Annotated in this window: 12 protein-coding genes; 2 read left to right on the top strand and 10 right to left on the bottom strand. The window is 49.4% G+C overall.

All coding sequences use genetic code 11. From position 1 onward, the window contains the following. Positions 1-352 precede the first annotated feature (352 nt). From pcoE to pcoA, 7 genes are all read right to left on the bottom strand, one after another. A complete protein-coding gene (gene pcoE, locus ACOTXF_RS09370) occupies positions 353-787 on the bottom strand; it encodes a copper resistance system metallochaperone PcoE (RefSeq protein ID WP_000723069.1) in 435 nt (144 codons plus the stop codon). 217 nt (positions 788-1004) lie between these two features. Further along, positions 1005-2405 carry a copper resistance membrane spanning protein PcoS gene (gene pcoS / locus ACOTXF_RS09365; protein ID WP_001211180.1) on the bottom strand — a complete coding sequence of 467 codons (1401 nt, stop codon included), beginning with the start codon at positions 2403-2405 and terminating at the stop codon, positions 1005-1007. Beyond that, positions 2402-3082 (bottom strand): copper response regulator transcription factor PcoR, encoded by a 681-nt coding sequence (gene pcoR / locus ACOTXF_RS09360; protein WP_001188932.1) that lies wholly within the window; start codon positions 3080-3082, stop codon positions 2402-2404. Before pcoR ends, pcoS begins: the two co-directional genes overlap by 4 nt. A 54-nt stretch (positions 3083-3136) precedes the next feature. Further along, positions 3137-4015 (bottom strand): copper resistance inner membrane protein PcoD, encoded by an 879-nt coding sequence (gene pcoD / locus ACOTXF_RS09355; RefSeq protein WP_229692861.1) that lies wholly within the window; start codon positions 4013-4015, stop codon positions 3137-3139. Between the two features lie 55 nt (positions 4016-4070). Next, the gene (gene pcoC / locus ACOTXF_RS09350; RefSeq protein ID WP_032675606.1) at positions 4071-4451 is read right to left on the bottom strand and encodes a copper resistance system metallochaperone PcoC; all 381 of its coding nucleotides are present in this window, start codon (positions 4449-4451) and stop codon (positions 4071-4073) included. A 39-nt stretch (positions 4452-4490) separates the two neighbouring features. Then, complete coding sequence (pcoB, locus tag ACOTXF_RS09345) at positions 4491-5381, bottom strand: copper resistance outer membrane transporter PcoB (protein ID WP_001378118.1); 891 nt, start codon at positions 5379-5381, stop codon at positions 4491-4493. Positions 5382-5386: 5 nt separating this feature from the next. Next, entirely contained in the window at positions 5387-7204 is a 1818-nt protein-coding gene (gene pcoA / locus ACOTXF_RS09340) for a multicopper oxidase PcoA (RefSeq protein ID WP_000925242.1), read from the bottom strand. A gap of 234 nt (positions 7205-7438) precedes the next feature. Between pcoA and ACOTXF_RS09335 the strand changes: the two genes are divergently transcribed. Both ACOTXF_RS09335 and ACOTXF_RS09330 read left to right on the top strand, forming a co-directional pair. Then, entirely contained in the window at positions 7439-7888 is a 450-nt protein-coding gene (locus ACOTXF_RS09335; protein WP_001023231.1) for a hypothetical protein, read from the top strand. 274 nt (positions 7889-8162) lie between these two features. Beyond that, positions 8163-8900, top strand: a complete 738-nt coding sequence (locus ACOTXF_RS09330; protein ID WP_000287499.1) for a peptidoglycan DD-metalloendopeptidase family protein — start codon at positions 8163-8165, stop codon at positions 8898-8900. Positions 8901-8933: 33 nt separating this feature from the next. Here the strand turns inward: ACOTXF_RS09330 and ACOTXF_RS09325 are convergent, their stop codons facing one another. The 3 genes from ACOTXF_RS09325 to ACOTXF_RS09315 all read right to left on the bottom strand — a co-directional run bounded on the left by ACOTXF_RS09325 (position 8934) and on the right by ACOTXF_RS09315 (position 12187). Beyond that, entirely contained in the window at positions 8934-9131 is a 198-nt protein-coding gene (locus ACOTXF_RS09325; protein WP_000843496.1) for a DUF2933 domain-containing protein, read from the bottom strand. 40 nt (positions 9132-9171) lie between these two features. Beyond that, complete coding sequence (gene silP, locus ACOTXF_RS09320; protein WP_131775143.1) at positions 9172-11649, bottom strand: Ag(+)-translocating P-type ATPase SilP; 2478 nt, start codon at positions 11647-11649, stop codon at positions 9172-9174. Between the two features lie 97 nt (positions 11650-11746). Next, a complete protein-coding gene (locus tag ACOTXF_RS09315; RefSeq protein ID WP_000720618.1) occupies positions 11747-12187 on the bottom strand; it encodes a DUF411 domain-containing protein in 441 nt (146 codons plus the stop codon). Positions 12188-12228: the final 41 nt, after the last annotated feature.

Below are 12228 nucleotides of genomic sequence, written 5' to 3'. Positions count from 1 at the left end.
AGCGCGCTGGTGTCACTTGTCTTCTGCTGTGTAGAGACATTAAAGTTGTATCCTTTAACCTGAAAAAGACTTTAAAGTTGTAAAGTTTTAAAAAAAACACATACAAAACATGATGCTAAGTGTGTATCACACGCTGTTCCAACATTATGCCTTGATGTTCTTGCAGGAACTGCAATTTACAGGAGGAAAAAGGTGTTTTTGTAGTTATCTGGCGTTACGTGACAGTGTTGGTCAGATACTTCCACCTCTTCAGAGTTAAAGTTTGATATATGGGAAAAAAAAACGCTCCCGGACGGGAGCGTAAGCCAGTGACTTCGGCGTCAAATGAGGGTCTAACAAGTGGAGCTGCGGGTTAATTCTGGGTGATCTGACTGCGATGCTTATCAGCCTGCTGCTGGTGAACAACGGAAGACTGACCATTATTCGCCTTCTCATGTACAGCTGCGGCCTTCTCATGCTCGCTCATTTCAGAAAATGACTTTGCTGTTTCGTTGGTAGCTCCGGGTTTAGCTTTCATCATTTTTTTATGCATTTCAGCCATGTCCTGGTGGGCAGCAGAATTGCTGTTTTGCATCATGTCATGGGACATTGCGGCCTGATCGTGACTGCTCATATCCATCATTGTCATGCTGTCTCCCTGAATTGCACTTTTTTCAGCAGATGACTGCATCTGGTGGGCAGGTGCCTGTGCATTATTTACCTGGTCATGCATGTTCATTGTCTCTGCAGCCATGGCAGATGAAGCGGCAGCCATAATGGCAACAAATGATACGAGAATCTTTTTCATGGTTGGGTCTCCGGTGTTTACATACCCAAACAATCAATGGCTTATAACAGAGAAAGCAGTTGATCTCAGGGCGGGTTAATCATCACTCCAGGAACCAGGTGATTGTGTTATCACGCTGCTCCTGATTTATGAATAATTATAAAAAACCGCCTCTGTTTATCGCGTGACTGAATGATGACAATTTTGTCACCTTCCAGGTTTCTCCTGAACAACGGGATTAATCCATTAACAGGCGCACTTTGAACACAATTTCACGCCCCTGCTGTTCTGCTGACAGCTCGCCGCCGTGAGCATGAATGATCGACCTTGTAATTGATAATCCCAGCCCCGCGCCTTCCGTGTTGTAGAACCTTGATGAGTCTGCGCGATAGAACCGGTCAAACAAACGTTCCAGATTAGCGGGAACCTGGCCGGACATCGTATTCGTAATCATCACGTTCACACAGTCACTGTCACGCTCAAGGTGTATCGCTGTACAGGTGTTATCGGGAGAATACTTGATTGCATTGGAAAGCAGGTTACTGAAAGCACGTCGGAGCATATCGCTGTCTCCGGCAACAACGCCCTCTCCTTCAACCGTGATTGTCTTTCCTGTTTCGTCTGCCAGGGGCTCGAACAACTCACGTAATTCATTCAGTTCGGCTGCCAGATCCACATCATGTTTATCCAGCCGCAGCAGACCATGCTCTGAACGTGCCAGAAAAAGCATGTCACTGGTCATTCGTGACAACCTTTTCAGTTCTTCCAGGTTAGCGAATAAAATTTCGCGGTAATGCGAAACATCCCTTTCCTTAGCCAGTGCAAACTGCGTCTGCATCATCAGATTACTGACTGGTGTGCGCAGCTCATGCGCGATGTCAGACGAGAAATCTGACAGTTTCCGGAATGCCCCCTCCAGGCGATCAAACATATTATTGAACTCCTGCATGGTCTCAGAGATTTCCGGCGGAGCCAGATCGGGATTTAGACGCTGATCCAGGCTGTGTACGGTCATGGAGGAAGCCAGACTGGTCATTTCCCGTAGCGGTTTCAGACCAATACGTGTGGTCAGCCAGCCCAGAAAAACAGAAATAAAGACCAGACCGATATTGAACCAGAACAGCCAGGTACTGAGTTTGTCCATAAACAGGGTGTGATACCCAGTATCCGTGGCAACCGTAATGATGACATGTTTGCTTTTACCCTGTTCCGGCGTCACGGCAACCCGCCGCGAGATACTGCGGTACACGGTGTTATTTTCTTCCGTCTGGATCATATAGTCGAGAATATCACCCGACTTATTAAGCAGGACCGCTGGAACAACAGAATTTTTGGCATAGAGTTCAACAATTTTTTCATTTTCCATGTTTTTTATAGAAATGAATAAGCCATTGTGCCCCACCATCGCATCGTTTATTTTTTCTGATAATGACTTAATATCCGTTTTGTTCCTGAACGTCTCTGTTTTAAGAAACTCTTCGGTGAGCTGAAGTTTACCTGTCAGAAAATCGCGGTCCTGATTATCGAAATAGCCATTAAGGGTGCTAATCAGGATAAAACTTGATAACCACCATACCGTAAGCATCACCGCAGAAAAAATCAGGCTCAGGCGTGTGGTCAGGGAAATTTTGAACCTCACTCTTCTCTGATCTCCAGGACATATCCGGCACCGCGAACGGTATGGATCAGTTTTGGCTCAAAGTCATCATCAATTTTACTTCTCAGACGTCTCACGGCGACATCAATCACATTCGTATCACTGTCAAAATTCATGTTCCAGACCAGGGACGAGATAAGACTCCTGGGTAACACTTCTCCGGTGCGTTGCAGCAGCAACTCAAGCAGAACGTATTCTTTACTGGTGAGATGGATCTTCTTCCCCGAACGGATCACGGTCCGGCGCACCATATCAACGGTCATATCGGCGATGGTGCAGACTGTTGCGGCCTGCGAGCGTGCCCGGCGCAGTAGGGTTCTTACACGTGCAACCAGCTCCGTAAAATCAAAGGGCTTAATCAGGTAGTCATCTGCGCCAAGCTCCAGTCCTTTCACTTTGTCCCGCACGTTGTCCTTTGCGGTTAAAAACAGGACCGGTTCTTCGTGCCCAGACTCCCTCAGTGCGCTGATGATTTGCCACCCGTCGAGGAAAGGCAGCATCACGTCCAGTATTATCAAATCATACTGTCCCTTCGACGCGGCCCCGAGACCATCGCGGCCATTATTAAAGAGATCGGCCTGATAGCCTTCCTCAACCAGTCCCTGCTGCAGGTAACGACCTGTTTTTTGTTCGTCTTCAACGATTAAAATACGCTGCATGGTCAACTCGCTGATATGAAAGTAAAAATCTCACGCATGAGCTTTGGCTGTCCCCTAGCTGACCTGAGACGGAGCAAGCATTCCGAGCCACGCTACGGCGCCCAGAATGATAATCGCAACAACGAATTCTGTCAGGATGCTGTTTCGCATCAGGGCAACGCTGCGATCATAATTCCCTTCCCTGACCATAACTTCAAGCCGGGGACCCAGGTGAAACCGGTTTGCTGCAGCCAGAAGAAGCATCAGAACAAACAGAGCCGTCTTGGCAAGCAATATCCTCCCCCAGGAACTGTTGAATAAGGGAGTTAAGTTACCCTCAGCAATATACAGATAGTTGACCAGCGCACTCAGGATCAGGGCTACAACAATCACCGTTCCTGCCGTGGCAAATTTTGCCAGGGAGTCAGATATCACAATGACGCTCTGTGCATTATGCTCGTTTCTGCGCATCAGCAGGATAGCAAATGCAACCAGAGCACCTGTCCAGGCACCTGCAGCGCCGAGATGGGTCAGATCGCTCAGTAAATGGAGATAGTAATGCAGACCGTCATGCATAACGGCGTGTCCTCCCCAGGCAAGTGTAGCCAGCGCCACGCCCCCACTCATCGTCATCAGCAGGCAGGACAATACTCTCTTATTAGTGTAAAGGAACAAAGCACCGAGTGTGGTAAACAGGGCACAGAGCCTGACAATCCAGCTAATACCCACATCAGTTTCTTCTATCACCATCTCGATAACATGGATGGATAATTCTCTGAGGTCAGTTACTCCACTCATGGCATTAGATACCAGGAGCATATTAATGCCAGTAAGAATGATGCCTGTAACAACAGCAAAGGTTATAAACGACCTGAAATTAGTCAGGTTATAGGTTTCATGTCTGACACCGCTTATTCCATATATCTGAAAAAATGGCAATCCAAATATTACCATCAAATCCAGATAAAGAAGAAAACGAATAACAATCATAATCAGGTCGTTCATAATATTACTTCACTGTAAAGGTGTAATTACCGGTAATAGGGTGCGTATCTGAAGAAACCGCGCGCCAGTCAACACGATAAGTGCCAGCGGGTAAAGGCTCTCGCGGAATAATGACCATCGATTTAGGGTCAGCGCCTGGCGCCACTTTTGCCGCGACCGGCATCGGAGAATGTGATGACATGCCTTTCATACCCGTCATCGTTAATTTTGCACCTGAGAATTTCACGGTCAGATTTTCCGAGAAATTAAGCTGAATCTTTTCCGGGGCCGCTACGGCTGAATCAGCCTGTGGCACAGAGTTTTTTAATTCCGGATGGGCCATAGCAGAGAAAGCAACGCCCATAACGAGGCCACCTGTAAGAATGGCTTTATTTAAAATCGACATTTTATTTACCTGTTTAGTTGAGTGTTTTATATCAGTGCGTTAAAACCAGATTCTGGCTCCCGCCAGGAATACTACCTGATGGTCTTTCTCACCTTCTCTTTTCGCCATATCGGATGTTTTCCCGTAAAGTTGATTCCAGGAAACGCCTATATAGGGTGCAAACTCACGGCGTATTTCATAGCGCAGCCGGAGCCCCAGCTCTGTGTCAGTCAGTCCCCTGCCGCGACCCCGCGATTCATCATCCTGACTGTAGAAATTCACCTCATAGGATGGCTGGAGTATGAGCCGGTTAGTCAGTAAAACGTCGTATTCTCCTCCCAGACGAAGGGCTGCTTTTCCGCCATTACTGACAAAACCCGTAATTTCAGACTCAAAATTATAGAGTGCCAGCCCCTGAAAACCGACAGCAGCCCAGGTCCGGGCAGAAGCAGGTCTGAAATCCTGCCTGACACCCGCAACCAAATCCCACCATGGGCCAACCGCATGTCCCCAGAGTAACTGCGCTTCAGCCGCCTCCGTTTCCCCATTGCTTCGTTCACCTTCACTCTTTAGCCAAATCCGATCTGTGTCGCCTCCAATCCAGCTGTTAACACTCCAGCTGAAATTGTTGGTGTTATCCGACCGTTGCCATTCCAGTTGATCCAGCAGAACCAGATAATTAATCGCACTGTCGTGAATCGCATGCCCCTGTAAATTGCCGAATGCAGCCTTCCGGTCGGCATCGGTAACAGGCGGAATTGGCGTTCTGCTCTCAGTTACAATGGGCTCCATTGACGTCATCTCAGTGAAATTCTCATCTGCTGGCATCTGCATGGCAGACATGTCGTGCCCGGCGTGGGGATCTGCAGAGACGGAGCCCGCCGCAATAGAAAGCTGTGAGGTAAACAAACCGGCGACCAGAACAGGTATGGCCTTCAAATTTCTCTTCATTCGCATCATTCCTCCACCCGGACTTCACGAAACATTCCCATTTCCATGTGATAGAGCAAATGGCAGTGATACGCCCAGCGGCCAAGCGCATCTGCTGTCACTCTGTAACTGCGTTTTGTACCAGGGGGAACATCTATTGTGTGTTTACGAACCATGAAATTACCGTTTTCATCTTCCAGATCGCTCCACATACCATGCAGGTGAATGGGGTGAGTCATCATGGTATCGTTGATCAGCGTGATCCTGAGCCGCTCACCGTATTTCAGCAGCACCGGTGCGGCATCTGAAAACTTGATTCCGTTAAATGACCAGGCAAACTTTTCCATGTGGCCGGTTAAATGCAGTTCTATGGTACGGCCAGGTTCACGTCCGTCAGGATCCTCAAAGCGGCTTTTCAAATCCGCGTACGTGAGAACCTTTCTTCCGTTATTTCGAAGACCAATACCCGGATCATTTAATTTCGGAGAGACGCTCATCGCCTGCATATCAACCAGTGGGTTATCCGTTTCTGACGCAGGATGACTTTGCATACCCGGCATTCCGGCCATCCGGGAATGATCCATACCGGCCATGCTGCTGTGATCCATGGGCGCGGAGGATGTCCCGCTATCCGGAAGGTCAGCACCGTCCATAGACATCATCTCTCCGCTGTTATCCATGCCTCCCATCTGGCTGTGGTCCATTCCTGCCATATCATGTCCCATTCCCCCCATACCCATATCTTCCATGGTCAACAGAGGACGGGGATCGAGGGGGGGAACGGCAGCACTTAACCCCTCTCTCGTGGCCAGTGTCCCTCGAGCGTAACCGGTCCTGTCCATGGATTGTGCGAAGATGGTATAGGCCTCACCCTGAGGCTCCACAATGACATCATAGGTTTCGGCAACGGCAATCCTGAATTCGTCAACGGTAACCGGGTTTACATACTGGCCATCTGCAGCCACGACCGTCATTTTCAGCCCGGGGATACGGATATCGAAATAGGTCATTGCCGAGCCGTTGATAAACCGTAAGCGTATCTTTTCACCGGGACGGAACAGTCCGGTCCAGTTTTTCAGCGGGGCCTGCCCGTTCATGAGATAGGTGTAGGTGTAGCCACTGACATCCGCGAGGTCAGTCGGATTCATTTTCATTTCAGCCCACATTTTCCGATCGGCAATGGTGGCTGACAGCCCCCTGGTATTCACGTCGCGGAAAAAAGAGCCAACGGTTGGTTTATTGAAATTGTAGTAATCCGACTGTTTTTTTAATTTTTTCAGCAGGCTGTGAGGATTTTCATCGGTCCAGTCAGACAACATGACCACATGCTCACGATCGTAAGCAAACGGTTCTGGCTCCCTGGCATCGATGATAATGGCACCGTATACCCCCTCCTGTTCCTGCAGACCGGAATGGCTGTGGTACCAGTAAGTCCCGTTCTGCTTAACCTTAAAGGTGTAAACGTAGGTATCATCAGGCTCTATGCCCATAAAACTCAGCCCCGGAACACCATCCATATTGGCCGGAAGAATAATGCCGTGCCAGTGAATGGACGTCTGTTCATTAAGACGGTTTTTGACCTTCAGGGTAATGGTGTCACCTTCTTTCCAGCGAAGAACGGGCCCCGGCAGGCCTCCATTGATTGTTTTGGCCTGACGCTCACTGCCCGTGATATTGACGGCCGTTTCACCAATGGTCAGGTCAAACTGAGTACCCTGCAGGGATGCGGCAACTGGCAGGCTCAGACTGGAACGCGCATTGAAACTCCATACGCCAAGACTTCCGGCTACGCCAGAGAGGGTTAACCCCTTCAGGAAAGTTCGTCGAGACGTTTTCAACAGCATGCGCATTCCCTTATTTAAAGTATGGTTACTGACAGAATTCGAGAACCGATTTAAATTAAATTACTGGTTCATCCACTTACAATGAAATGAATCTAGCACACCTTAAGAAACAAATTCATTACAATCGTGTAATGTACATAGCTGTATTACATTTACGTCATCTTCCCCACAGGTTGATTATTTTTATATATGATCATAAGGACATCTTTTATGTACCTCAGAAGGTAATTACACATGAATATATTAATCACGGCCACTGCGTTTACAGCTTTATTTTGTGGGGCAGCTTTTGCTCAGTCCAGTGATATTGCCCATGAAGCACATCGATTTGTTAATAATGCCTCAGCCGTCAGTCATGTGAATTCCTCGACGCATGAAAACTTACCGGACAGGGTTAATAAAAACAACACGCCCTCATTCTCTGAAATGAATGAACATGAAAGGGCCATTGTTGCTCATTCATTTATGAACAACAGCGCGTCCTATGCACATCAGAAAATGATTGAGGAACATAAAAAAATGCTGTCCGACAGTGGTGCAAATTCAAAGACCTCCTCTTCTTCTTTTAACGAACTGAATGCCGGAGAGAAAGCCGCCCTCGTGCATGAGCAGGTCAATAATGCCGGTGCGGAAGCTCATCAGACACAGGCAAGAAAGCTTCGCGGCCTGTATTCCTCCAGGTAACTGCAGGCGGGTTAGTGCTTAGCAGGGCTTTACTGACGGGTTACGTAGCAGGACATGAGCCCCATATTGCTCTGCCGTAACCTGTTTCAGTCCCGTTAATCATCACCGTCAGGCTGGTCATACAGTTCCCAGATCTTCAGGAGCAAACGGGAAACAAGATATGTTACAAAAATGACGACCATCAACGGTGCTCCCGATTAACTGGCAGATGACACGCCTCCTGAAAACCCCTAGCATACGCCGCAGTGTTCATGCTAACGGCGAATTCCAGTAAATGTATTCTACCGATGTCGTAAAAGAAAATGCTTACCTTTCAGCCACCCGCTCGGGGCTGGAATCGAACGAGATCGCTATCCTTCAGCGCTCTTTGCCTTCCCGCTTTAATCTTCGGCATTTGAAAAAAAATGAATCATTAAAACTCGTACTGCAAAAGAAAGCGGGAAAATCACGTGTAGTGGCTTATAAATTTACGTCCGGCTCATTTAATTACACGGCGTATCGTATATCAGACAAAAAGTTCTATAATCTTTCCGATACTTCCGGGAAAGGCAGTCTCGATTATCCGTTACCAGCCACAGCAAGACTCAGTTCACCTTTCAATCCTGCAAGACTTAACCCGGTATCGGGAAAAGTGAGTCCCCATAATGGCATTGATTATTCCATGCCCATGAACACGAAAATAGTCAGCGTCATCGACGGAAAAATCACCCGGGCCGAATACAACAGTACCATGGGATATTTTGTTGAAGTAACGGGAAAAGCCGGTGTTAAAACTCGCTATCTCCACCTCAATAAAATACTCGTTACTAAAGGGGCCAGAGTTACCCGGGGAGGTGCTATTGCGTTATCCGGTAACAGCGGACGTTCATCCGGTCCTCATTTACATTACGAGCTGGTCATCAATAACAATCCTGTTAATTCACTGGCGTTCCGGGCATCGGCACCCGCTGATAACAAACTCGAACAGCATGCCTTTGCGCATGCCAGAGACTACGAACGATACCTGGACTGATAACGGGACCGCGACGCGGCCCCGTTTGCCGGATTAATTTTTTTTATTGTTTTCACTTCCGTGATGTTGGTGATCCCCATGCCCTCCGTGGCCGTGGAAAAGATGCATTAGCGGGCAGACCAGCAATAACAGATATGGCCAGTAACCTGCCACATGTGACCAGTGTTCTCGCAGGAGGGCAAATGCCGCGATCGCGGCGACAGCAATAAGCGCATAGGTGGTACTTTTCATACTGGACTCCTTCTGTTCATAACAGACCCTTCACTCAGTGTTATTTCCCGAGCCTGACACTTTTCAGACGCAACGCATTCACAATGACGCTGACGGAAGAAAGAGCCATGGCCGCCGCCGCAATAACTGGCGACAGCAGTATTCCATACACAGGATAAAGCAGGCCTGCAGCCACCGGCACACCAAGTGCGTTGTAGATAAATGCAAAAAACAGATTCTGTCGGATATTTTTCATGGTGATCTCTGACAGATGACGGGCCCTGTTCAGTATCATCAGGTCGCCTTTGAGAAGGGTGACTCCGGCACTTTCAATTGCCACATCTGTACCCGTTCCCATGGCTATTCCCACGTCAGCCGCTGCCAGCGCCGGGGCATCATTCACACCGTCTCCGGCCATCGCAACCACATGGCCAGACGCTTTCAGTCGGGTTATCACTGCTTTTTTGCCATCCGGCAGAATCCCGGCTTCAACCTCATCTATTCCCAGTTTCCGTGCGACTGCTTCAGCGGTAAGCTGGTTATCCCCGGTGAGCATAACGATGCGGATCCCCGCCTGACGCAACGCTTTAAGTGCATCCGGCGTGGTTGCTTTCACGGGATCCGAAATAGCTATCAGGCCTGCAAGGTCCCCGTCCGTGGCCACATAGATAACGGTAGCGCCTTCCATCCGCAACGTATCCGCAACGGCCTTTTGATTATCAACAACGATACTGTTTTCCTGCATAACCAGTTCATTACCAATAACAATCCGTTGACCTTCGACATCGCCTGTGACACCTTTACCCGACGGCGCATCGAAATGAGTGACTGCGGGTATTGCGATCCCCTTTTCCTGTGCTGCTCTGACGACTGCCATACCCAGCGGATGCTGCGAGCCTTTTTCCACTGCGGCCGTTACACGCAAAAGAGAGGCTTCCCCACCCGGACTGAGACTGATAATTCCTGTCACCGTAGGCGAACCTTCCGTGAGCGTGCCTGTTTTGTCGACAACCAGCGTGTCCACTTTTTCAAGACGCTCAAGGGCTTCGGCATTTTTGATTAACACCCCGGCCTGGGCTCCTTTGCCCACCCCCACCATTATCGACATCGGCGTGGCCAGCCCCAGCGCGCAGGGACAGGCAATAATCAGGACCGACACAGCCGCAATCAGACCGTGCGCCATCCTGGGCTCGGGCCCCCAGACAGACCAGATCACGAAAGCAACAACCGCGATAAGTATCACCAGAGGAACAAACCAGCCTGAAACGCTGTCAGCCATTCTCTGGATGGGGGCTCGCGAACGCTGTGCATCAGCGACCATCTGAACAATTCGTGAGAGCATCGTTTCATCACCGACTTTCTCTGCTCGGATGATAAGACTACCTGTCTGATTAATCGTCCCCCCAATGACAGGTTCACCCTCTTTTTTGGTAACCGGCATAGACTCCCCGGTCACCATCGATTCATCAACAGTTGTTTTGCCTTCGACCACGATACCGTCGACCGGAATACTCTCTCCAGGTCTGATGCGGAGCTTATCGCCAGGCAGGACATCTTCTGCATTAATATCCGTTTCATGACCGTCATGATCCAGCCGCCTGGCTGTTTTGGGGGCAAGGTTCAGAAGCGCAGTAATGGCACCTGAGGTTTGTTCCCGTGCCCGCAGTTCAAGAACCTGTCCCAGCAGAACAAGCACCGTAATTACTGCTGCGGCTTCAAAATAAACGGCCACCAGGCCATCCATGTTTCTGAACGATGCAGGAAACCAGGAGGGGAAGACGGTTGCAATGACGCTGTAAACCCAGGCTACGCCGGTCCCCATTGCAACAAGGGTAAACATATTCAGGGAGCGGTTACGCAACGACATTCCGGCCCGGGCGAAGAATGGCCAGCCGCAGTACAACACGACTGGAGAGGCCAGAAGCAGTTGCAGCCATGTGTTGTATTGTGGCGGTACTGTATTCCTCAAGGCGGGAAACAGATGAGATCCCATTTCGAGTATCAGAACCGGAAACGCCAGCAACAACCCCAGCCAGAAGCGTCTTGTCATGTCGCGAAGTTCATCACTCGGCCCCGTCGATGCCGTGGCTACGAGCGGTTCCAGTGCCATTCCACAGACAGGACAGCTTCCGGGACCACTGCGGCGTATCTCCGGGTGCATCGGACATGTCCACACACCTTCAGAAATATCTTTCTCCGCCTGATGGTGAGGCTGTTTTATCTGGTCTGGGCTGACTTCGTGGTGATCGTGGTGGTGGTGGTGGGAATGTTCACTGGCATCTTCGGTAAGATAACGGTCGGGATGGGCTGTAAATTTACTCTCACAGCTGGCAGAGCAGAAATAAAGCTGATGGTCCTGGTATCGAATGCTGCTGTGCGCCTTGTCGGGCAGGAATGCCATCCCGCACACGGGATCTCTCACCTTATGCAATACGTGGCTCTCGTCCGGGGATAATGTCTGTTCAGAAGCAGTCTGGTTGTTGTGTTGCACTACATTGTCATTTTTCACAATAACTCTCCTTATGCATGCCTGAAGCATTTTCTGTCTTCAGGGTATGTCATGGATGCGATTACCACGAATGTCGCCGGCACAGGAGTGCCTGCTGCCGACGTCCCGTTATCAGCCGTTCCGCTGACTATTCGATTCGCTGGAAGATCTTTTTACTGCCCTCCGGAGAGAATGCGATAACATCGTAAGCCTCTTTACGGGCCCCCATCTCCATTCCCGGGCTTCCCGCAGGCATACCGGGGGTGGCAAGGCCATAAATCCCTGAACCAGACTGCATTGCCTTATGTATCGTTGTGGCAGGCACATGACCTTCAATGATCAAATTACCAGTAACTGCGGTATGACAGCTTCTCAGCTCAGCAGGAACAGCATATTTTTCTTTCAGGGCTGACAGAGCCTGATCATTCATGACGTGGGTCCGTACCTCAAACCCGTCCTTTTCCATCGCCTTGCCCCACAGGGAACAGCAACCACAGTTTTCAGACTTGTACATGTCTATTACTTTTTCACCTGCCATTGCCGGAAGTGAAAGGCCAAAAGCCAGGGCCATTAAAATTATTTTTTTCATACTCACCTCTGTATGTTATCGATGTAAACCCTGACGTCAGG

This window comes from Enterobacter cloacae complex sp. IR53041 (assembly GCF_049238285.1).
Taxonomy (GTDB): domain Bacteria; phylum Pseudomonadota; class Gammaproteobacteria; order Enterobacterales; family Enterobacteriaceae; genus Enterobacter; species Enterobacter roggenkampii.
Note: the sequence above shows the minus strand (reverse complement) of the source record. Positions and strands in the feature narration are given on the sequence as shown.